This is a genomic window from Paenibacillus sp. JNUCC-31 (assembly GCF_014844075.1).
Taxonomy (GTDB): domain Bacteria; phylum Bacillota; class Bacilli; order Paenibacillales; family Paenibacillaceae; genus Paenibacillus.
Genome location: NZ_CP062165.1, coordinates 6,572,154 through 6,595,184, shown reverse-complemented (window position 1 = coordinate 6,595,184; position 23,031 = coordinate 6,572,154). Strand labels below are relative to the sequence as shown.

General features: G+C 44.8%; 22 protein-coding genes. 6 read left to right on the top strand and 16 right to left on the bottom strand.

What is annotated here, in order from left to right; genetic code table 11:
* Position 1: 1 nt before the first annotated feature.
* From opuFB to JNUCC31_RS29100, 5 genes are all read right to left on the bottom strand, one after another.
* On the bottom strand, positions 2-1,516 hold the full coding sequence (opuFB, locus tag JNUCC31_RS29120) for an osmoprotectant update ABC transporter permease/substrate-binding subunit OpuFB (RefSeq protein ID WP_192266806.1): 1,515 nt from the start codon (positions 1,514-1,516) through the stop codon (positions 2-4).
* Positions 1,509-2,552 (bottom strand): ABC transporter ATP-binding protein, encoded by a 1,044-nt coding sequence (locus JNUCC31_RS29115; protein ID WP_192266805.1) that lies wholly within the window; start codon positions 2,550-2,552, stop codon positions 1,509-1,511. Before JNUCC31_RS29115 ends, opuFB begins: the two co-directional genes overlap by 8 nt.
* Before the next feature lie 226 nt (positions 2,553-2,778).
* Positions 2,779-3,639 (bottom strand): NmrA family NAD(P)-binding protein, encoded by an 861-nt coding sequence (locus JNUCC31_RS29110; RefSeq protein WP_192273412.1) that lies wholly within the window; start codon positions 3,637-3,639, stop codon positions 2,779-2,781.
* Complete coding sequence (locus JNUCC31_RS29105; protein ID WP_192266804.1) at positions 3,629-4,078, bottom strand: nuclear transport factor 2 family protein; 450 nt, start codon at positions 4,076-4,078, stop codon at positions 3,629-3,631. Before JNUCC31_RS29105 ends, JNUCC31_RS29110 begins: the two co-directional genes overlap by 11 nt.
* A gap of 130 nt (positions 4,079-4,208) precedes the next feature.
* On the bottom strand, positions 4,209-4,799 hold the full coding sequence (locus JNUCC31_RS29100; RefSeq protein WP_228469297.1) for a TetR/AcrR family transcriptional regulator: 591 nt from the start codon (positions 4,797-4,799) through the stop codon (positions 4,209-4,211).
* A gap of 161 nt (positions 4,800-4,960) precedes the next feature.
* On the opposite strand from JNUCC31_RS29100, the gene JNUCC31_RS29095 reads away from it, so the two are divergent.
* Positions 4,961-5,323 carry an iron-sulfur cluster biosynthesis family protein gene (locus JNUCC31_RS29095; RefSeq protein WP_192266803.1) on the top strand — a complete coding sequence of 121 codons (363 nt, stop codon included), beginning with the start codon at positions 4,961-4,963 and terminating at the stop codon, positions 5,321-5,323.
* A gap of 240 nt (positions 5,324-5,563) precedes the next feature.
* Complete coding sequence (locus JNUCC31_RS29090; protein WP_192266802.1) at positions 5,564-6,340, top strand: M15 family metallopeptidase; 777 nt, start codon at positions 5,564-5,566, stop codon at positions 6,338-6,340.
* Positions 6,341-6,473: 133 nt separating this feature from the next.
* Here JNUCC31_RS29090 and JNUCC31_RS29085 read toward each other — a convergent pair whose 3' ends face one another.
* Both JNUCC31_RS29085 and JNUCC31_RS29080 read right to left on the bottom strand, forming a co-directional pair.
* Entirely contained in the window at positions 6,474-7,142 is a 669-nt protein-coding gene (locus JNUCC31_RS29085; protein ID WP_192266801.1) for a hypothetical protein, read from the bottom strand.
* 121 nt (positions 7,143-7,263) lie between these two features.
* A complete protein-coding gene (locus JNUCC31_RS29080; protein WP_192266800.1) occupies positions 7,264-8,034 on the bottom strand; it encodes an alpha/beta fold hydrolase in 771 nt (256 codons plus the stop codon).
* Positions 8,035-8,265: 231 nt separating this feature from the next.
* Between JNUCC31_RS29080 and JNUCC31_RS29075 the strand changes: the two genes are divergently transcribed.
* The 3 genes from JNUCC31_RS29075 to JNUCC31_RS29065 all read left to right on the top strand — a co-directional run bounded on the left by JNUCC31_RS29075 (position 8,266) and on the right by JNUCC31_RS29065 (position 10,845).
* On the top strand, positions 8,266-8,880 hold the full coding sequence (locus JNUCC31_RS29075) for a TetR/AcrR family transcriptional regulator (RefSeq protein ID WP_192266799.1): 615 nt from the start codon (positions 8,266-8,268) through the stop codon (positions 8,878-8,880).
* Positions 8,881-9,495: 615 nt separating this feature from the next.
* A complete protein-coding gene (locus JNUCC31_RS29070; RefSeq protein WP_192266798.1) occupies positions 9,496-10,128 on the top strand; it encodes a nitroreductase family protein in 633 nt (210 codons plus the stop codon).
* A gap of 252 nt (positions 10,129-10,380) precedes the next feature.
* Positions 10,381-10,845, top strand: coding sequence for an AraC family transcriptional regulator (locus JNUCC31_RS29065; protein ID WP_192266797.1), 465 nt, complete (start codon positions 10,381-10,383; stop codon positions 10,843-10,845).
* A 238-nt stretch (positions 10,846-11,083) separates the two neighbouring features.
* On the opposite strand, the gene JNUCC31_RS29060 is transcribed toward JNUCC31_RS29065, so the two are convergent.
* From JNUCC31_RS29060 to JNUCC31_RS29045, 4 genes are all read right to left on the bottom strand, one after another.
* Entirely contained in the window at positions 11,084-12,328 is a 1,245-nt protein-coding gene (locus JNUCC31_RS29060; RefSeq protein ID WP_192266796.1) for an aminopeptidase, read from the bottom strand.
* Positions 12,329-12,455: 127 nt separating this feature from the next.
* The gene (locus JNUCC31_RS29055) at positions 12,456-13,997 is read right to left on the bottom strand and encodes an acetate--CoA ligase (RefSeq protein WP_416234465.1); all 1,542 of its coding nucleotides are present in this window, start codon (positions 13,995-13,997) and stop codon (positions 12,456-12,458) included.
* 274 nt (positions 13,998-14,271) lie between these two features.
* Positions 14,272-15,288: a patatin-like phospholipase family protein gene (locus tag JNUCC31_RS29050; protein ID WP_192266794.1), complete on the bottom strand. Its 1,017-nt coding sequence runs from the start codon at positions 15,286-15,288 to the stop codon at positions 14,272-14,274.
* A gap of 178 nt (positions 15,289-15,466) precedes the next feature.
* Positions 15,467-16,471, bottom strand: a complete 1,005-nt coding sequence (locus tag JNUCC31_RS29045) for an aldo/keto reductase (RefSeq protein WP_192266793.1) — start codon at positions 16,469-16,471, stop codon at positions 15,467-15,469.
* A 215-nt stretch (positions 16,472-16,686) separates the two neighbouring features.
* On the opposite strand from JNUCC31_RS29045, the gene JNUCC31_RS29040 reads away from it, so the two are divergent.
* The gene (locus tag JNUCC31_RS29040; RefSeq protein WP_228469296.1) at positions 16,687-17,517 is read left to right on the top strand and encodes an AraC family transcriptional regulator; all 831 of its coding nucleotides are present in this window, start codon (positions 16,687-16,689) and stop codon (positions 17,515-17,517) included.
* A gap of 84 nt (positions 17,518-17,601) precedes the next feature.
* On the opposite strand, the gene JNUCC31_RS29035 is transcribed toward JNUCC31_RS29040, so the two are convergent.
* The 5 genes from JNUCC31_RS29035 to JNUCC31_RS29015 form a co-directional block, all read right to left on the bottom strand.
* Positions 17,602-18,000 carry an Asp23/Gls24 family envelope stress response protein gene (locus tag JNUCC31_RS29035; RefSeq protein ID WP_192266791.1) on the bottom strand — a complete coding sequence of 133 codons (399 nt, stop codon included), beginning with the start codon at positions 17,998-18,000 and terminating at the stop codon, positions 17,602-17,604.
* A gap of 34 nt (positions 18,001-18,034) precedes the next feature.
* Positions 18,035-19,114, bottom strand: coding sequence for an AI-2E family transporter (locus JNUCC31_RS29030; RefSeq protein ID WP_192266790.1), 1,080 nt, complete (start codon positions 19,112-19,114; stop codon positions 18,035-18,037).
* 57 nt (positions 19,115-19,171) lie between these two features.
* Entirely contained in the window at positions 19,172-20,623 is a 1,452-nt protein-coding gene (locus JNUCC31_RS29025; RefSeq protein ID WP_192266789.1) for a HAMP domain-containing sensor histidine kinase, read from the bottom strand.
* Entirely contained in the window at positions 20,601-21,308 is a 708-nt protein-coding gene (locus JNUCC31_RS29020; protein ID WP_192266788.1) for a response regulator transcription factor, read from the bottom strand. Before JNUCC31_RS29020 ends, JNUCC31_RS29025 begins: the two co-directional genes overlap by 23 nt.
* 224 nt (positions 21,309-21,532) lie before the next feature.
* Positions 21,533-22,960 (bottom strand): 4-hydroxyphenylacetate 3-hydroxylase family protein, encoded by a 1,428-nt coding sequence (locus JNUCC31_RS29015; RefSeq protein WP_192273408.1) that lies wholly within the window; start codon positions 22,958-22,960, stop codon positions 21,533-21,535.
* Between the last annotated feature and the right edge of the window lie 71 nt (positions 22,961-23,031).

Below are 23,031 nucleotides of genomic sequence, written 5' to 3'. Positions count from 1 at the left end.
GCTATAGTAACCCTGCTTTTTGCAGATAATTCGTTGCAACTTGTTCTGCACTCGCTCCATTCACGTTCACTTCGTAATTCATTTGGCGCATCTCATCGTTCGTGATACGACCTGCAAGTTGATTCAGTACCTCGATCAGCTGCGGATATTGGTCTGCCGTTTCTTTGCGAAGCAGCGGTGCTCCCTGATATGGCGGGAACAATTCCTGATCATCCTCCAGCACAACCAGTTTATACTGTCTCAGCTCACTGTCGGTCGAGTAAGCATCCAACAAATTGATATCTCCACGCTGAACGGCTGAATAACGCAGTTTCGGTTCCATTGTGGCTACGTTGGGGAATTGGATGCCATACTTCTTCTGAATGCCAACATATCCGTCTTCCCGATCTGAGAATTCCAGCGTAAATCCCGCCTTAATCTGCTGCTGTACCGACTTGAGGTCCGAGATGGTCTTCAAATTATACTGATCCGCAACCTTCTGAGGCACAGCCAACGTATACGTATTGTTGTAATCCATCGGGTTCAGAAGAACCATATTGAACTGACTTAGCATCCCGTCCTTTGCCTGTTCATACACTTCTGTGCGATCGGTGCTGACTGCGGTTTCTTTCATAAATTCCGAGATGGCGGTGCCTGTAAATTCCGGATAAATATCAATATCACCTGATTTTAGTGCATTGAACAGAAATGCAGTTTTCCCCAATCCCGGTTTCAATTCAACCCTCAGATCGGTATCCTTTTCAATCAGCAATTGGTACATATGAATGAGAATCTCCGGTTCTGCACCAAGCTTGCCGGCAATAATCAGATCTTTTTGGCCTCCACGGGAGAGCCAGGGAATCGTGATCACCAGCACAGCCACCAGAGCGAGTGTTCCGAGCGTAGCCAATGTTTTCCTGAACGATAAACGTTGGAACTGGCGGAGCAGCACATCAAACAAAATCGCAAGCAATGCGGCCGGGATGGCTCCCAGAGTAATCAATGCAGTGTCGTTTCGGTCAATGCCGAGCAAAATCAATTTACCCAGACCACCCGCGCCAATCAGAGCAGCAAGTGTTGCTGTACCAACAATGAGAACCATGGCGGTACGAATCCCTGCCATAATGACAGGCATCGCGAGTGGCAACTCCACTTTGGTCAGACGTTGACGACTGTTCATGCCCATCGCGTTCGCTGCCTCGACCATGGAAGGATCGACTTCGGATATACCCGTGTACGTGTTGCGAAGTACCGGAAGCAAGGCATACACCACTAGCGCAATGATCGCAGGAAGTGTACCGATGCCAAATAACGGGATGAGCAATCCGAGAAGCGCCAGGGACGGGATCGTTTGCAGTACTGCCGTAACCCCAATAATCGGCTCAGCCACTCTCGGTTTGCGTGTTAGATAAATGCCGAGTGGGATCGCGATCAGAACGGCAAAGAACAACGCGATAAATGAGATCTGAATATGCTCAAGGAGAGCAGATAACAACTCTCCTTTACGATCATTGAACACCTCCGTAAATTTACTCATGTCCTTCACCCCGTTCCTGCAGCTGATCTGCCCAGTATCGGATCAGATCGGCTCGGCTGACCTCGCCTATAATCTGGTGGTCTCTCTCGACCAGTAAATGGTCATGGGAAGACATAATATCCACCAGCTCTGCCAGCGTGATTGATGCGGGAACCGCCGTTTTGGCTGACTTCGGCACATGACCGGGTGAGAGCGGTGACATGATCGATTCAAGTTCAAATAATGCAGTCGGTCGTTCTTGTTCATCAGAGGCCATCAGTAATCCATACATCGGGTTGCTCTTTCCAGATACAGACTGTGAGCTCATATCCAGACTGGGACTTCCGACAAAGTCACGCACGAATTCATTCGCTGGCTGCTGGATCAGTTCTTCCGGGGTACCCACCTGTAACACCTGCCCATCCTTCATGATGCAGATGCGATCCCCCAGCTTCATCGCTTCCTGAATATCATGGGTGACAAACACAATCGTCTTCTTCATCTGACGCTGAATATCCAGAATATCGTCCTGTAATTTCTCACGGCTCATCGGATCAAGTGCACTGAACGGTTCATCCATCAGTACTATTTCGGGATCGGCAGCGAGGGCCCGGAGTACACCGATTCTTTGCTGTTGTCCACCAGATAATTCAGCAGGCTTGCGATTACTGTATGTAGTTCCTTTCAGTCCGACCATGTCCAGCAAAGTATGTACGCGCTCCTTGATTTGTTCTGATTTCCATTTTCGGAGTTCAGGAACAACCGCAATATTTTCGGCAATCGTCATATGTGGAAATAATGCAATCTGTTGCAGCACATATCCGATATTCCAGCGCAATTCATGAATGTTATATTCATCAATGGGTCGTTCGTTAATTCTTACGATTCCCTCTGTGCGCTCGATCAGGCGATTGATCATTTTGAGCATGGTGGTTTTACCGCAACCACTCGGACCAATCATGACGAACAATTCTCCCTTATTAATGTTGAGATGAACATGACGCAGCGCATGGGTTCCATCAGGGTATTGCTTGGATACATTTTCGAACTGAATCATCCGTTCTCTTCTCTCCTTTTATTGAACATTCATTCTCATCTATTTCCCCAAAATCACAGACATATAATCACCGTGCTGGGCTGAGGTATCGTTGTTTCTGTAGAATTCGGTATACGGACAGATCCTTCCAAAGGTTGAAAAATCAGCAAAAAAGACGGGCTTTGAGGCACCGTCTTCCTGTTTTTATTCAGCAGGAGCTGCTTCCAATATTTACATAATGATTCTGCTAGTGTTCCCCTCCTTGCATGTACTGCCTAATAAATTGCTCCAAAGAAACCGGGCTTTGACCCGTGACTTTCAGCACCGTATCTGTCGTTTGATCTTCTCTGGCTTCCTCCCGGATGAATACATCCAATCCAGCCAGAATCGTTGCGTAGTCTTCCGCCATCCCCGCCCGAATCATGCTGATCTTCAATTCTTCATCGGACAAAGACACATGCTGTATCGGCTGATCCAAAATGCGGCTGATGATGTCTGCAACCTGCCCATAGGAGAACGTTTCTGGCCCTGTAATGATATGAGCTGTATTATGGGGGACAACATCTGTCAAAGCATGAAAGGCAACTGCTGCGATATCGTCTGCGCTGACAAAGCCAATTTTTCCGTCTCCAGCAGCACTGTAGATTTTCCCAAGCTGCTTCATCGTCTCCCGATGCGGTCCCTCCGTAAAGTTCTCCATAAAATAGGAAGGCTGTAGTACAGCCCACTCGGGTGCAAGTTCTTTCAAGCATTGATGTACTTTGCCGAATATGGGTCCGCCTTCATCAATGGAAGCACTGCCAAGCAGGACGAATCGTTTAACGCCGCTCCATAACGCTTCCTTGATGAACGGAATCATTACGGTTTCCGGGTTCATGTCCATGAGTGGTACGACAAGGTACACATGATCCACATTTTTCAGTGCTGAACCATACGTGGTAGAATCATACCAATCAAAATAGATATGATCATCGCCAGAATCAGTAGAGAATGGCTTTTTTCTCCCTGCCAGACGTACCGGATATTGATTTTTCCGAAGCATGGCCGCAACGCGGCTTCCTGTCTTTCCACTCGCTCCCGTAATCAGTGTTAAAGGTTTATCGTTGATCATTTCCATTCCCCCCCAAGTCCGATTCAAGTACGACCATTGGATTCCAATAATCTTTATAATGTGTAATTTTGCCGTACTGATGGCTCACTACAGAGATGTAGGTTTGGTTATACGTTTTACCTGTGACCAGAGACCGCCCCACACAAGTGAACTCGGCCACGAACTGTTGTTTCGCATGATCAGCCAAGATCACCGGTTCAGAAAACTGCTGGATTTCAATCATCCTCAGAAGATCCTGTACATGATTCGCAATTGCAGCCTTCCCCTCCAATTTCTTAGGGAATCCTGGCGGGGAATACGGAAATTCAAAGACAGCTTCTGTTGCATATAGCTCCACCCACCGATCCAACTCTCCATCCAGCAACAATTGAGTAAATCCATGCATAATGCGTCGTGGCATGTCATTGCCTGCTTCCACCTGATAAGAATATGTCATATTTCACTTCCTCCTTCAGTTTGCTTTGTGTCCATTTTTCCAGACTGATCAGTCTAAAATGATGAAAAAATAAACGCCCTAAGCGTTCATTTTCAAAAATCCAACAAAAATCCTTGCTCATGTACTGCCATTAATTCATAACGCTTAATGTCGTATTCACTAGCTCCCGCAGCACTTCTGTACTGGCACCGCTCTTGGCCGTAAAGGTCAATGACAGGCGGGAATAATTCAGAAAACGGGCAATACCGGGCAATTCATCCTTGGCATGGTGAAATTCACCGTTTTCATGTCCACGTATTAGTGCCGCAAGTAAAATATCTTCCATTCGCTTGTTGTTGGCTTGAATAAATTCGGCAATTTCATGATTTTGGGGTGCCTGTTCAACGGCGCTATTGATGATAAAACATTCATTGCGACGTACATCGTCCGTCAATACGTTAACCACTTCGTTGAAGAGCTGTTCCAGACCCTGCCGTACACTGGTGCATTCATTCAATAGCTGAATTCCCGATTCTGTTTTCTGCTGAATATAAAATTTCAGGGCAGAGACAAATAAATCATGCTTGGTGCCATAGGTGTCATACAGACTTTGCCGGGCGATCCCAAGCTCATTCAGGAGTACGGTCAACGAAGTACCTTCATAACCATAGGCTCCGAATACAGCCGTAGCTTTCCTTAGAACAGTTTCCGTGTCAAACTCCTTGGCTCTTCCCAATTTCACACCTCACCTCCCGCTTGCTTAAGTCAAGAATACATTTTCCAGACCGATCAGTCAAGAAAATAAATGCTTTGATTTTTGACAAAGTGGTATAATGACCCTAGAAGTTGAATTCATCTATTTACTATTTATGATCCTGCCAACATATAAAGGAGTGTAGCGATATGTATATTCAAATTACAGATTTGGCTGCTGCGCGTTTGACTGAAAGCTTGAATGATCAGCCCGGTTATTTCAAAGTAATCTATGACATGGAAGGTTGCGGCTGTAACGGAGTGATCGCCATACTTATTGTGGACGAATCCGCAGCTCTGGATGTTCAAATGGAAACCAATCTGGTTCCGTTCTATGTCGATCCGAAGCAACAGTTAAACCTGGAGCAGCACATGAAGCTGGACACGGAACCCAACTATCCTTCGTTCAAATTAAGCAGTGATTCCGGCGTGCTTAGCAGCAATGTCCGTGTCCGAGATGCCCGCGGTGTGGCTGCTGGAAGTTCCGGCAATTCTGTTTCATGTGAGCTGTAATCCAAAGATTGGTTGCTGAAATGATGAGGACCTGATTCACCTATATGTACACAAAAAGACTTTGCACAGTGCAGAGTCTTTTTTCATGCTCTTTTTCTCGTCAAACATTTAAAAGCTATGAATCTCGCAAACTTTGTTTACAACTCGGAAACAATTGGAGAACCTATGGATATAATCCTCTAGTATACTCGGTATATAGCAAAGTACGAGATTGATATAACCCGAGGAGGAACACCCAACATGAAATCTTTCACACGTAAATCCATCGTATCCACGATAATCATAGGTTCTGTCGTAGCAGGCTCAGCGTTTACAACATTGCCCTTCTCCATGAATATAAACCCGGTCGCGTCAGCGGCTGCCAGCTCCAGTTTCACTCAATTTCTGCATGATAATGCTCCTGGCCGTACGATCAAAACGAGTGGCGGTTTGGCAACGGTAACGAATCTATCAAGTACGGTTGTGCTTGTAAATAAAAAGAGAAACTTGCCTTCTTCCTATGCTCCTCAGGATCTGGTTGTTCCTAACATTCCATTCAGCTTCTCCGGCTCCAGTCCGAAAAAGCAAATGCGTAAAGTGGCTGCTACAGCGATTGAAAAATTGTTCGCGGCTGCCAAAAAAGACGGTATTGATATTAAAGCGGTGTCCGGCTATCGCTCTTATGCCACCCAAAAATCCATTTTTGACCGTAATGCAAGTATCAAAGGCGAAGCCGTTGCCAATAAAACCAGTGCTCGTCCTGGACAAAGTGAGCATCAGACCGGCCTTGCCATGGATATCTCCAGTGCATCAGCGGGATATGATTTGCAACAAAGCTTTGGAAACACCAAGGAAGGCAAATGGCTGAAAGCCAATGCGCCTAAATACGGCTTCATCATTCGTTATGGCAAAGATCAGGAAAAACTAACCGGCTACTCCTATGAGCCATGGCATGTACGTTATGTGGGTGTATATATTGCTGGCGAAATTACGAGCCAGAAGCTTACACTGGAGCAATACTTGGAGGGCGCCAAATAAACAGCAGGAATCTGGATGATAAAAGTAAAGTTGTTCCGCTCTAATGACCATAGAATGTAGAAAAAGCAAACAGAACTATACAGGGCCCGTCCTGTATAGTTCATATCTACAACATTTGCATCAGGCATAATTTTTAACGCCTATTGATTCTCCATACAAATGTCGTTGTTTTCCAAATCGAGAGCATCAGGATCAGCTCACACACGTTGGTTAAAGCTCCACTTTCAACTTGCAGATTAATTAACTGCCCTACAAACAATAGCGTAGTCCCAACAAACATCCATATCCCTTTTCGTTTAATAAATACGATTAAGCCAACGAATAGGAGTATGAATCCAACAATGATAACCATAATTGGCGGACCTGCATGACCTTCTGCCATATATCTCAGCACCCCATACTCTTCTATAGGAGTGAGATTTTTTACCTCGGACAACGTAAAGGCTACAATCTGGTAAATAACAAGACCTATGGTTATCAGCCATGCTGCCGCATTCGTTATGCTGTTCTTTGCCAATGTGGTTCCTGAGCTCCGCAAGATCTGGTAGCTAACAAGAATAAGGAGAGGAGTAGCAAAAGCATGCAGCCAAAATCGAAGACTGCTGAGAACAATTAGCCGTTCACCTTCCCCTATTGTATTCCCTGCGGCAATAATTCCATTATCATAGGCTAGGCTGAGCGAAACGATAAGCTGAAAAGTGAAATACGTGATCCATTGCTTCCTTCGAGTTAAATCGACGGTCATGTGAATAACAAGAATCAAATAAACAAGAGTAAGTGCGGAATATATCCATACATCCAAGTTACTTCACCATCCCGATATCCAGCCGCGAAAGGCCGTTGATGAGAACGCATACGGACCTGTTACACTGTTTCAACAACTATAGCTCATTGTGTTCTGTTCTTTTTAAAAGCTAGCAGATTTATTGTTTACTATTCATCCCTGCGCTCCATTTGTCTACAGCAAGAACAACCTTTTTTAACTGCGTCTGCTCTTCAATGGCCGGATCATTGTCCCCTTTTTGCTTTCCATAGGATCCAAATTGTCCATGGTTGCCTCCTTCTATACTGACATACAAGGTGTCTGCAGGAAGATTGGTTTTGGCACTTTCCCAAGCTTCTCTATCGAGGACGCCATCTGCTGTACCTGTAATTTGTAAAACAGATAGGTCTGTATCTTTTATTGATCCAGTCTCATCAGCATAAGAAGCCAAGAAAAATACACCCTTAAGCTTTTCACTGTGCTTCGAAGCATATCTCGCTGCAAATGAACCTCCTAAAGAATGTCCTCCAATAACAAATGATTCGTCTGGGTGTTCTTTCAGAAAGGAGTCAGCTTTATTTTGACCAAAAATAGCTAGATTCAGCGGCATTTCTGCAATATATACGCGATGACCTAGTTCAGCAAGTTCCCTGGCAAAAGGAGAGTAGCTTTCCGGTTCGACTAGACCCCCAGGATAAAAAATAATATTCGGTTCGATGACCTTCCTGAGTTGAGGCTCAAATTTGTAACCCTCTTTGACCTCTGTTACTTTGACCTGATTATCGCTCTGGAAAGCAATCTCCGCTTGATTGGAAGGACTGTAGGTTATTGAATTGAGATATACCAAAAAGCCAATGATAGGAATCACGATGAACAAACATGCCCATAACAGCCGTTTGGTCCATTTATTTTTTCTCTTTGTTTTTTCCAAAGTTATGACCCCTTTTCAATAATAAAATAAACCCTATAAAAATTATCATTAAATAACTGAGCCGCTTTAATAATGCTATATTTTTCAACTCCTATTCATCAGCCCGTTTTTTGTTTATCATTGTACTGTTGCTTCGTTCTTAATAAATTATATTTACCGGTAAGTTAAATTACAAGGGTTATTCTTATTCAATGGATAATTTGTCATAAAATATTCACGGAGGTATTGAAGATGGATACAGATTCACAACGCTTACCAGGAAGACCAAAACAAACAGAAGATGATTTGCCCCTACAGGAAATAATTCTTCAAACGGCTGCCAAACTGTTTATGGAACATGGATACGAACCTGTATCGCTTCAGCAGATCGCTAAAGCTTGCAATGTGTCTAAACCATCCATTTATTATCACTTCACCAGCAAATCGGAACTATTTAAGATCGCGGTTACAACCATGTTTAAACATGTGCACCAAGCTACGTCACGATTATTAAGAGAAGCAGACCATCTGGAGGCAGGACTGTTAAATGTGGCAGAAGCCAGATTAGCTAATCCTCATGCGGAGATTGAGACAATGCTCAGAGATTCGGAGAGATATTTGAGTACGGAACAGATCGAGGAAATTAGAGCGGCGGAAAATAAGATTTATGTAGAGCTAGCTGACTATTTTGAAGATGCGATGGATCATAACATCCTTCGAAGAAAAAATTCTATGCTTCTTGCTCAAACTTTCTCAACCATGATGGTCATTGGTAATAAGGAAGATACATTAAGAAAACATAATTCCACTCTAAATTTAGGCAAGGAGATTGTCGAAATTTTTTTACAAGGTACCTTAGTGAAATAACTTGCCGTCCGATTACTCCATCCCGATCGAAAGCTTCTGCCTTTGAATTACGAAGAGAGATTGCTCCTTCTTAGCGCTAACGAACCTGAGGCGTGGCAAAGGAACCTGAGACACGTTATATCGAAATTTAGGGCCGGTTATCTCGTCTTTTTCAGGAGATTCCAGGAATAACGTGTCTGGTGTTCCTAACGAATGATAAAGAGATCCTAGGGCCGAATAGGACGTCCTATTTCCTTAGAAAAGACCTGCCCGACCTACGGTTTTCTAAATATGATGGGCAGTCTCTTCAAGCTTTCCGTTCCGATCCAGGAACCAGCGCCAGCAAGGAGTGCATTATGAAAAAAATAAAGGGCAACATTGTACACGATCGTACTGAGGATCATCTCTACTACCAAAAATCGTTTCAGAGTAGAGGATTCAATCACATATACCTGAAATTCCTGCCGGGACTTTCCAGCCCTATACCTTGTGATGAGTGTTTTCATGAATCACCTCTACTGTTTTATGTTATCGTATGGCAGGCAGATCTTGTCTTATTCAAAAATAATACTTACATAAAGTAACTAAGTGTGTTATAGTCAGTTTATAAATCATACATAAGCGAGGGAAACGAGCATGAGTGAATTGGAGAACCTGGTCAAAAACCGCAGATCGGCCGTTATTTTTGAAGAAGGAATTGAGATTCCGGAGTCGGAACTGCAAGAGATGTTTGCCCTGAACAAATTCGCACCATCTGCCTTTAATCTGCAACACACACATTACCTTGTGCTGACCGACCCGGCCCAGAAAGAGAAAGTATACGAAGCTTCCCAGCAATATAAAGTTAAAACCGCCTCTGCCGTCATCGTGGTATTGGGCGATGTCAACGCACACCATCATATTCGTACCATTAATGAGGGCCTGCTGAACCTCGGCGCGATTACTCCGTTTCAATACGAACAGGAATCACAAAGTGTTATCGAATTTTACGAAACACGTGGAAGGTTCTTCCAACGCGAAGATGCGATTCGTAATGCCAGTCTGTCGGCCATGCAGCTGATGCTGATCGCTCAGGATCGCGGTTGGGATACCTGCCCCATGATTGGTTTCGATGCTGAAGAGCTGCAAAGAACCCTGGATATCCCGGACCATTATGTACCCGCCATGCTAATTACGATTGGCAAAAAATCGGAAGCCAAACAACGTCCACGCGGCTACCGCAAACCGATTAACGAATATGTCAGCTTCAACAAAATGCAAGCCGAATAACTGAAAGCTGTAAACCAAAAAGCCACGTTCTCGTGGCTTTAGGTTTGAACAGTTTTCATCCGATCCTTCCTCCTGGAAAGCCACGTCAGCCAAAGTAATTCATTCACATCCTCATCTGGATGAGCCTCACTTATAAGCCGAAGCGTCCGTTCACATCATTCATCCTTTTCCCAAAAATACATATGAATATTTTTTTATACCATGATAGCATTCGAAATGTACCCCATAACCGTAACGAAAGGATGAAAACCAATGGAATTTCACATTAAAAACCTGCCATCAACCCGAATTGCCTATGTACGACAAGTGGGTCCGTACGGTCCCGCCAACAGCCAGGCCATGGAAACGTTAAAGAGCTGGGCCAGATCCAAGAACCTGCTTACAAAGTCCACCATACTGTTTGGCATTCCCCAGGACAACCCGGAAACCACGCTTCCCGCACATTGTCGATACGATGCTTGTATTGTCATTTCGAAGGATTTTCCTTTGGATGGATCGACTCCCGATCTAAACGAGGCTGAACTTCCTGGCGGACAATATCTGATTTGCAAAGTCAAACATACAGCTGAAGCTGTTGGGCAAGCATGGACTATTATTTTCTCCCATTTACAAACTAGCGGATACACGTTGGACAACAAACCCATATTAGAAAGATATACGGGCGAACTGCTGCATCTGGATTATTGCGAGATATGTGTACCCGTTAAGTCACAATAAGTTAATGTAAAGTTAGTGCAATACGCAAACAGCAAAAAGGGGCTGCCCATACGTCATGAGCCTGACGGTGGACACCCCTTATTCCGCGTTATTTTGGCTAACGAACCTGACACACGTTATTCGCTCCCATTTGCACCGTTCTGAGATGTAACGAATCCCAGAGGCGTTATTTCATCAATTAGGTCGATCTTTGGGCTCTGACACCGTGTTTGCACCACGTATCGCGATGATATACAAATTAAAATGCCCAGTTCCCTTTACGGAATACAGGTTCCACCGTACCATCCTGCAGCTCGCCATCGATGTCCAGCTCCGCGGAGCCAATCATGAAGTCCACATGGGTCAAACTGACGTTACATTCATGCTTCAGCAATTCCTCGTTAGACATTGTCGTACCATCCTTCATGTTGAATGGATATGCACTTCCGACAGCCAGATGACAGGATGCGTTCTCGTCAATGCCGGTATTATAGAAAATACGATTCAAGTTGGAAATCGGGGAATCATGTGGAACCAGGGCCACTTCACCAAGATAACGTGCACCTTCATCCGTGGCAAACAGGTTTTTCAGGTGCTCTTCGCCCGAAGCCGCTGTAAAAGCAACGACCTGTCCGTCCTTGAACGTAATTCTCATCTGGTCCACCAGCTGTCCATTCAGGTTCAGCGGCATCGTGCTGCTGACGAATCCGTTGACTCCGCTGCGCTTCGGCATCGTAAACACTTCTTCTGTCGGCATATTCGCAACGGTATAAATACCTTGCTTGTTTTCACTACCGCCTCCGCCCCAGATATGGTTGTTCACCAGCTCGATTTTCAAATCCGTACCTGGTGCACGGTAGTGCAAGCTTTTATAGTTTTTCTTGTTCAGCAAGTCACTCATGGCATTCAATGTATCCAAGTGTTTTCTCCAGTTCTGTACTGCGTCTCCGCCATCGACACGGTTCATTTTGAAGATGGTTTCCCACATGACGTGAATGCGATCTTCCTCTGGAATGTCGGCGAACACTTTGTTCGCCCACGCCTTGGTTGGCGCTTTGATCAGACACCAGCTAATCTCGTGGTTACGTGTATATTTTGAATATCCGCGTCGTGCATGAGCCGCCGCCTTGGTCGCACGCGAAACGTTGTCAGAGTTAATTCCTTTGTACAATTCAGGGTCAGGTACCTTGATCGTGAGAGTCGCACCGCCTGCTTCTGCAAACTTCTCCATCATATCCGCCTTCCAGGCTGGGTAATAGTCGAAGCTGTCATCAGAGCCATATTGAAAACGACTGCGGGTAATATCGTCGTCATCGAAATCAACCTGTACATATTTGGCACCTGCCGCATATGCTTTTTGCACGATCAGACGGGTGAATTCCAATGTTTCGATGGGCGCCGTTACGAGCAGATCCTGCCCTTTCTGAATATTTACGCCGACTTTGACAACCAGCTCTGCGTATTGTTCCAACGATTTTTCAAAGGATTGTTCAAAATTACTCATGGTTGTGTTCACTCCTGATTCATATTTGAATGGCTACCTTATGCGAATGCTACACTTCTGCATAATCGATTCCTTCCTCTTCACTACTTATGCCGATAGTACCAACTATTTGTTTACACGCAATGAGTTAAGCATTGTTTTTTTCTTGCTCACGCAGCTCAATACGACGGATTTTACCGGAGCTTGTCTTCGGCAGATCGGCTACAAACTCGATTTTGCGTGGATATTTGTATGGTGCTGTCCATGACTTCACATGGTTTTGCAGTTCCCGTACCAGTTCTGGTGAAGCTAACGACTCGTCTCTCAGCACAACAAAAGCTTTCACTACATTCCCGCGAATTTCATCGGGACTTGCAACAACCGCACATTCCTTCACGCTGGCGTGTTTCATCAACGCTTCTTCCACTTCGAACGGTCCAATCGTGTATCCCGAACTGATAATGATATCATCACTACGACCTTCAAACCAGAAATATCCTTCTTCGTCTTTGCGTGCGCGGTCACCTGTTACAAAATAATCTCCGCGCTGATTCGCTTCCTTCCGTCCCTCATCCTGGTAATAAGCACGGAACAAGGCAGGCATCTCCTTATGCACTGCGATATCCCCTACTTCACCTGCAGGCACAGGTTGTCCCTCTTCATTGATAATCTCAATGAGACCCGGCGTAATTGACTGCCCCATGGAGCCAATGCGTACGGGCGCATCCTTCAAGCTTCCGATCAAGAGTGTACTTTCGGTTTGTCCATAACCGTCCCGAATCGTCAGGTCAAAGTGACGCTGGAAAATTTCAATCACTTCCTGATTCAACGGCTCACCAGCAGATACGGCGCTGCGCAGTGCAGACAGATCATGGTGACCCAGATCGTCTGCTTTGGCCATTAACCGATATTCCGTCGGCGTACAGCACAAGACGTTGATCTGATGCTCCTGCAACAGTTCCAGATAACGCTTAGGTTGGAATGATCCATTATACACGAGTCCGGTTGCCCCTCTTCCCAGTACAGACAGGAACGGACTCCAAATCCATTTTTGCCATCCAGGTGCCGCCGTTGCCCAAACCGTATCTGAAGGCTGAATATCCAGCCATAACGATGAAGCGATCCGCAAATGGGCATATCCCCAACCATGACTATGTACTACGCCTTTTGGATTCCCGGTCGTACCGGAAGTATAAGCGAGAATGGCCATATCGTCACGATGGGTTTCCACCGCTGCCATCGTATCGGATTGACCTTGCATTAACTGTTGTACGTTGACCCAACCTTCCCCAGGTATGCGATCATCACCATTTGGTGATGCAACGATCCGGTGTGTCAAAGTCGGCAGATCTGCATCCATTTTCTCAACTTCAGCTGTAGTCTCGGACCAGACAATTACAGCTCTTGCCTCGGAATGCCGAAGACGATACTCCAGATCTTTCGCACGCAGCATCTCGGAAGAAGGAATAACAGCAAGGCCCAGTTTCAGGCAGGCAATGTAAATAACGTAGGCAATAATCCGGCGTGGTACCATGACCAGCACCCGGTCACCCCTCACCAAACCAAGATCGCGCAGACCCCCTGCAAGACGATTTGCCTGCTTTAATAACTCACCATACGTGATCTCTTCCAATTCTTTATGATCGCTCAGCCATCGAAGTGCAACCCGATCCGACGGGTGATTCTCCATCTCGGATGTCAGGTTATAGGTTTCAGGCGAAATCCACTGTTGAAAATTCAAATGGAGCCTCTCCTTCATATTTCAAATGTAAAGCATCTATATATTATACCCTAAATCCTAGGACCTGGTGCTATGATATGAGATAGTTTACGAAAAATAAGACAGAACTTTGTCATTGTCAAAGTTACTGCCTTATTAATGGATCGAAACCATTGAACTTGAAATCCAAACTTAGTAGAACAGAATTTTTAATAATAGGATTATACCGCCCAGAACTATATATTCATGGACGATTAAGCATTACAATCTCTGGATTTTCAAAATTTTGAAAATATTTAAGCGTAGATTCCTTCCCAGATTTAATCAGAATATCTTTTTCCTCTTGGGAAATCTTAAAGTTAATTGCTGATACCTTGTTTATATTAATGATAAACACAGTCCGATCATAATCAAGATCCATCAAGCTAACATTTTGTTGAAAATCTAAAATTGAACCAATTAGATTTTTTGAAAAATCATAAATATTGTTAATATGATGAGATTCTGGAGGCATAACTCCACTAATGATATCTCTCTGTATTTCTGAATCTATTCTAAATCCCAATGTTTCTTTATTGTAGATAAAAGGGTCCGAGATACTCTCCAACTGAAACTTCTCATAAAATCCAATCTCTACTCCGTTTTCTTTATTTTCTAAAAACCTTTGTCTGTCAAACATTTTAATAGGATAATTCAGTAGTACACCTCCATCAACATAGGTCTCCTCCTCATATTCTACAGCTTCAAAAAACAAGGGAATCGACATAGAAATTCGTATTGCATCAGCTATTCGCATGGCATCATCTTTTTCATGAGAAAAGGTTCTTGAAAAACGTCTATTTACATTGGTTCCCGTCACATAAAGATCTTTAAAATTTTTTTCTTTTTTTAGTAGCTGCATTTGACCAAACGTTGTATCTTTGCTTCCAGTTTTATATTTTATTTTTTCCTCGAGCCATTTCATCATTTCCTGTCCCTTATGCCAACCATATTTATTAAAGAATCGTGTGGTGTCACGAATTAATCCCCAATCATCATCAGCAAATTTTTTTAAATCTAATTCAGTGAGTTCTTTGATGATTTCCTTCGGAGAATAATTCAGACTAATGAGTAAAGCAACAATCGATCCTGCGGAGTTCCCCCCAACTCTGCTTATAAGTGGCAGTATCCCTTTATCACTTAATCCTTCTATCACCCCAACGTATGCACAACCTAAGACTCCCCCACCTTCAAAAACCAAATTTTTGAAATGATATGTCATTAAAATTTACACCTCCATGGTTTACCTCCAGAAAATGCAATATCAAAATTAGATTTATATACATCTCCCTAGGTTTGTAAATTAGAATGTCCAGAAAACGCATTTTAAACAATACAAAAGAAAAAAGCATCCTTTTCTGTTCACTGAAAAGGATACTCTAATTCAAATCACTTACAAGTTACCAAGCGTAGTTTCCGATACCTTCCAGAATGATCTCCATTTCATTTAGCTCTTCTGTTGTTAGTTCGGGTGCCTGAAGGGCGGCTACGTTTTCTTCGATCTGGGACACACGACTGGCACCAATCAGGGCAGAGGTAACACGGTTACCACGCAAAATCCAGTTCAGAGCAAGTTGAGATATCGTCTGACCTCTGCGTTCGGCAACCGTCTGAAGCGCTTCGAACTTGGCGATCCGTTCGTCTGTATAGGCTTCTTTTCTCAGATTGCCTGTTGGATTGGCACGCTCTTCCTTAATCTTGTCCACATATTTATTCGTCAACTGACCGCGGCCAAGCGGACAAAATGCAATGGACCCTACGCCATGTTCATCCAGCACATCCTGCAACCCATCTTCAATCCAGCGATTCAGCATCGAATAGTTTGGCTGGTGAACCAGACATGGTGTTCCGAGACGACGCAAAATGGTAACTGCTTCCTGGGTCTGTTCGGCATCATAGTTGGACAAGCCTACATACAGAGCTTTACCCTGTCTAACGATATGATCCAGCGCAGTCATCGTTTCTTCAAGCGGTGTTTCTGGATCTGGACGATGATGATAGAAAATATCTACGTAATCCAGTCCCATTCGGCTCAGACTTTGGTCCAGACTGGCAATCAGATTTTTGCGGGAACCCCATTCGCCGTATGGACCGTTCCACATATGATAACCCGCCTTGGTTGAGATGAGCAATTCATCACGGTAAGGACGCAGATGTTTTTTGAGAATGACACCGAAATTCTCTTCGGCTGATCCGGGAGGCGGCCCATAGTTGTTGGCCAAGTCGAAATGGTTAATCCCCAGATCAAAAGCACGCAAGATCATCTCTTCCTGAATATCCAGGGTGCGGTTTCCACCGAAGTTTTGCCATAGACCCAGCGCAATTTGTGGCAGCTTGATTCCGGTTTTGCCAGAGCGTGCATACTTCATTTCACTGTATCGTTGTTCACTCGCTGTATAGGGCATCGTTAATCTCTCTTTTCTTGTAAAAGTTATGGAATACCCTTTCATCTTAGACATTTTCCATGCAAAACGATATGGCATTTCACTATAACGATATGGAAAAATGATTGTTATCTTTATCAACTTATATTCATAAAACGATTCCTTTTTCACTTTTATATGTTAAAATGCAAGTTGTAACGACTTCATAACAGGAGTGAATAACCTTGATTACGTATATGTGCAAAAACAATCACTCTCAGGAATTGCAGCTCCTTCATTACGGCACAGAAGCTTGTGCACCTGGTCACCACTTCGGCCCGGCCATGCGAGATTATTACAAAATCCATTACATTTTGGACGGCAAAGGTACCTTCGAAGTCGGAGGCAACAAGGTTACGTTGCGCAAAGGACAGGGATTCCTCATCGTCCCCCATTCGGTCGTTCATTATGAAGCAGATCAGAATGACCCATGGGAGTATACCTGGGTTGCTTTTCAAGGGAGCAGTTGCCCTTCCTTATTGCAGCAGGCTTGCCTGTCTGAGTACCACCCAATCTTTGAACTGAGCAATGATGATGAGATGCGCTCTTGTCTGCATCGTATGATCAACTCTCGCAATACACATAAAGGCTGGGAGGTCAGCATGACGGGATTGCTGTTTCAGTTTTTCTCCATTTTGATCGATCAGGCAAATGAGGACAGCTCCATATCAGTCCAGGACTATACCAAAGAAACCTATGTCACCCAGGTGATGGATTTCATTGAGATCAATTATGCCAATACCATAACGGTGCAGTCCATTGCATCTCATATTGGGTTGCAGCGAAGTTACCTGTGCTCCCTTTTCAAAGATAAAATGGGCACCAGCATTCAGTCGTATCTGGTCAATTACCGAATGCGCAGGGCGGCTGAACTGACGCTGGACCCTGCCTTGACCATTGGCGATATCTCCCGCTCTGTCGGGTACGCCGATCAGCTGCTCTTCTCAAAAATGTTCAAAAAGGTGATGGGCGAAGCTCCCACATATTACCGCAAACACAAAACAGCACCCTCCCATTTATGCAGCTAATGGGAAAGTGCTGTTTTTGTATTTTTCACACAGAATATGATTGCCTGTATATCTCAGCGTTTCATTCGGTTCTGCTTTTTTGTATTACATCTGCTCCTGCATGGTCACACCAACCACATATACTTTAATTTCATTCACCATAATGCCGGTCAGTTGTTCCACAGCTTGCTGCACATTATGTTGAAGTTCCTGACAGACTTCATGCATTTTGCTGCCATATTGAACATTGATACGCAGCTGGATGGATGCCTGGTCATCTTTAATCGCTACGTCAATCCCTTTTTGCAAGCTCTTTCCGCTGATGCTCTTGGCAATGCCTTCGGTTAAACCAACGGACATGGAGGATATTCCCCCGGTAGCCTGGGCTGCCATGCCGACAATCTTGGATACCACATCGTTGGAAATATGAATGGCGCCCATTTGAACCAATTGTGGCTCAATATACTCAGGTTCATTGTATGGTTGTGGGATGATTTCAGACATGATTTCCACTCCTTTTATATAAGTTAAGAATGTTTTAAGCGTTCTGCCATTTATCCTTGAAGAATAGTTGGTAGATTCGAACCAAAATAATTTTAACGATCATGTAGACAGGGATGATAATCAGAATGGCAATAATCCCGCCCAGATCACCTGCACCCAGCACCAATATAATGGTGGTAAGCGGGTGAATATCGAGTTTTTTGCCGAATACATACGGTGCAACCAGATTATCTTGAATTTGCTGAGCTACCAGAATAATAATGAGTGACCAGATCGCAACAGAAGGGGATACCACCAGTCCCATAATGACAATAGGAACAGAAGACAGGATCGCCCCGATAAACGGAACAAAGTTCATAATGACCGCAATCACGGTTAACAGCAGTGCATAAGGCAGACCGATGATCAGGAAACCGATATACATCAGTAAGCCCAAAGCCAGATTCACCAGCACTCGTCCCACAATAAAGCCGCTTAATGCCTGATCAATTTCAAGCACCACTTCACGGCTGTCTTTTTGGAACCGTTTTGGTGCAATGTGCACCAGCCTACGACCAAATTTCTCTCCCTGCTTCAGCATGTAGAACAAGATGATCGGGAAAGTGAACAGGACTATCGCAAAACTTGATATGATAGAGAAGAATCCACTCACATAGTTCGTTACAAAGGTGAAGCCTTTGTTAATGTAATCCGTAATCTGCGAAAACGGGGTCGATCCTTCCGGGAACAAAGCTGTAATGGCACCGTTCTGTTCCAGTTCTTTGAGCTGCAAACTCAGTGAATTGATCAGGTATGGAGCGTTATCGACCAGGTTAATCACCTGCTCACGTAAAGAAGGCCATAGTCCTACAATAAACAGGGCAAAAAGTACACCAAACACCAAATAGATCAGTAAAATGCTCAGTGTGCGGTTGAGCTTCTTTTTCTCCATGTAATTGACGAGCGGCCGAAGCAGATAATAAAAAAATACGGACAGCATCATCGGCACGGTAATCACCGTAAGCATGGTCACAATCGGTTGGAAAATAAAGCTGACACGTGATAACAAATAGATATTAATCAATACCAGTGCCAGCGCAATACTGAAACGTACAAACGAATTTACTTTGAACAAAAAGTTTCCCCTCCACTTAACCTCTTCTATGTCAACCTTATCCTATATGTCGGTCCTTTATTTCGGAATCTGTATAGTGAACACCGTTGTCTCACGTCCGCGTCTGGAGAGGGTTAACCGTCCACCCATCTTCTCGGTGTTCCGCCGGGCAATTGCAAGTCCAAGTCCAGTCCCTCCAGTTCCCGTGCGTGCTTCATCCCCTCGAACAAATGGATCAAAGATGGTTGCCCACAACTCCTGAGGAATGCCCACGCCGGTATCCGCTACCTCAATGATCACATGGGTGTCCAGTGAAATTAACTCCACACGAAGCTCCGTCCCCCTTGGGTTGTAGGACAAAGCGTTCGTAATCAGGTTCTGAATTACTCTGGACAACAGCTCCGGATCATACCTTGCGTAGATCTCCTCATCTGGGACGAGCACATGAAGGGCAAAATGGTTTTGCTCAATCTCACCATACGTATCGGCCATGATCTCACGCACGAACTCGCCGATTTCCCGCTGCTGAATGTGCATACGGAAGTCAGGTGAATCCACTTTGAGCAATTCCAGCATATTTTGAATCATGCGCGCAACCTGAACGGACTTGTTGTAAATATAACCCAGATATCGCTGCTGCCTGTCCTTGTCTTCCCCGCGCCCTTCCACCAAAGCCTGGGCATATCCCTGAATACTCGTGATCGGGGTCTTGAGATCATGTGACAGATCCACAATTAATCGCTGTTTGCTCTCTTCGGCATATCGTTTCTCCGCAGAAGTATTCTCAATGACGTCTGCCATATAATTGAAGGTTTCGCCAATCTGGACAAATTCCCTCTCTGCCGAGATGGACATACGGGTACTATAATTCCCTTGGATCATCTGGGTAAGACCTGACGAAAGAATACTCAGTGGCTTTTTGATTCGCCGGGCAACCCAATAGCTATATACGAATATCAGCAGCAAAACCAATCCGATCCCGATCATAATGTAAAAGGATAAAGGATGCTTCAAATTGGTAATCAGTTGATTATCATTAATCCGCACACTGACCAGGTCACGCGGAATCTTTAATAGAAGATACTCTCCTGTTCCCTCTGTCGTAAGTGGACTAATGGAGTAGTAGTATGGCTGGTCATTTCGGTTTTCGAGTCCCTCATATAGCTCGGCTTCAGTATATTGAGTGAATGTATCCTGCTTGTCACCGATATTATGAATGACCCTGCGATCCCCATCCAGCACTTCAATCCATCCGCCGCTGTCCTTGAGCCGCTGGATTTCGGTATTACTGGCCTCACCGGAACTACCGGATAGCCATTCGTTCTCCAGTTCTGTCACATACACATGCGCCTCCACATTCAGATCGGGATCAACCACCTGATTCGAGATTCGAAAATCGACTATATCCAGATTAATGATAATGTACACGATCAATACCAACAGCAACAAAAAGAAGTTGAACAGCAAAAAATCCAGGGTCAGGGACGTTTGCAACAGCCGCTTTTCTCTAGCTTTCCATGGGCGCTTCAATTTTGTATCCCAGTCCCCTTATCGTTTTTAAATATTCCGGTTGTCTGGAATCGCGCTCGATTTTCTCCCGAATATTGCTGATATGTACCATAATAGTGCTGTCTTCATGCGCATAATAATCACCCCAGACGGCTTCGTATATTTTTTTGCGAGTGAAGACCCGGCCCGGCTGCTCCAGCAGAAGCTCCACGATTTTATATTCTGTAGAGGTCAACGTCACAGGCCTCCCCGAGCGAAAAAGAATACATTGGGATCGATCAAGTACAAGCTCACCCAAAGTCAAATGTAGCTCTTGGGCAGCAGGCACTTCTGGTGCGTCGAATTGATTCACCCTTCTGAGCAAAGCTTCCACTCTGGCGACAATCTCCAACGGATTGAATGGCTTGGAGATATAGTCGTCGGCACCCAGTCCAAGTCCAAGGATTTTGTCATGATCCTGGCTTTTGGCTGACAAGAACAGAACAGGCATGTGATGTGTGGACCTGATTTGTTTGATCAGCTGAAGTCCATCCATCACAGGCATCATAATATCCAGTATGACCAGATCAATCTGGGTTGAACGGATACATTGTAGCGCGTCTACTCCATTAACGGCTGTCACAATGTTGTAGTCCTTCTCGAGGTACAGCTGAAGCAGTTCCACAATCTCGGGTTCGTCATCTGCAATTAATAGTGTGTATCTCATGCAAATCCTCTCATTCCTGTTTCAATAAATTCCGTTTTCATTCGAATTCATATCCGTAATACATTCCGTTTCCTATGGTTCACATGTCTATACGTTACTACTATACACCACGTCTCTTAATTCAATCTAAATCATTTCTAAAGATAACCTAAATAAACAGCCCTGACATCAGGCCAGAGCTTTAAACCCAAACCAATATAAACAAAGTTTCAGGAGTTCATACATTATTTGTTACGTAACCATGGTTCAACCCGTGCATATAGTTGGTCCTTGTCATACTGCATATACTGACTTGCCCGGTTGCGTACCGGATCACCGGCATAGAAACGTTCATACAGATCATGTCGCGCTCCGAGCGGACTTCCCGTAAGCTCCCAGGCGAGTTGGAATAATCGAATCTTTTCCGGTGCCTGCATCGTTACGCCTCCAAGATATTTGTTCATCATGGAGCTGATGTTTCCTTCGGGCTCCAGCTTCCCGGAAGGGATCTGAATAAGGCCACCTGCAGCAAGGGTCTTCAAAATCTCTACAGCGCGTGGGTAATAACGGTTCCCCAGATTACGGGCTGTTTCGATATATTTGAAGGATGGGAGCCAGTTACCATGAACGTCCGGCGCAGCTTGTGCCTCGGAAGCGATGATGAGTCCCTCAATCGTCTGCATCTGACTGATCATCTCTCCTAGCTGTTCCTGGACGTTCAGGAAGGAATCAATTCCAATTTCCTTGGCGATCGAAGACGTAATGGCTGTAATGAATTCCAGCTTCGAATGCAGCCGTATAATGCTCTGATGATAAGCCAGGCTGGAAGATGCTGCGTTGCAGCGGATCTGCCATACCGCTTCGGGATTGTTGTGTAACAATACACGCTCCCAAGGAACGAATACGTCGTCAAAAAATAAAACGGCATCCATCTCATCATACTGCATACTGAGCGGATGAGCGTTATCCGAATCCGGTGTCGCAAAAGATTCTCTGCATACCATATGTAACCCTGGACTCCCTGCTGCAACAATAACCATATGGGCCAGCTCCGGCCGATGTCCAGGAATACGCTGAATCGGGTACGCAATGATATCATCCGCATAGGGAGCAGCGGTCGCCACCATTTTCGCTCCACGGATTACAACGCCTTCCGTATTCGTGCTAATGATGCGGAGCATCGCATCTTCATCTTCCCCCACAGGCAGAGCCCGGTTAATCTGCGGGTCACGCTGGACAATGGTTAGGAACGCATCCTTTCGTTTTGCTTCATCATAATAGGCAGCGATTTTGTCTCCATACGCCGGGTCATGCGCTGCCATCTCGTCCCGTGTGGCGTACCATCCGGTCAGACGGGATCGGGCGTAATCCGACAGGCGGCTCATCACCCCATAGGTGCGATCAGACCACAATCGAAAGGCTGCTGCCCTGTTGCTGATCTCCTGAGCATTACGGGGTACTCGAAAAGCTTGATGTACATATCCACTCGTCTGCTCATCCCAATAAGCCACTGTTTCTCTCGTGTCCGGAGCATCTACCAGATTGAACAAACCTTCAACCGTTTGCAACGTTCCCCGGAAGGCAGGATGCTGCGTTACTCGAATACACTCTCCATCAAGCCATACCTTACGTTCGTCGTTCAACCGTTGCAGATAAGCTTGTCCACGAGACATCGTTATGCTCAATGTAATCCTCCTTCTCGGCTAACAGGCTATGAAATCCAACGTTTAAATCGTTTCATAAC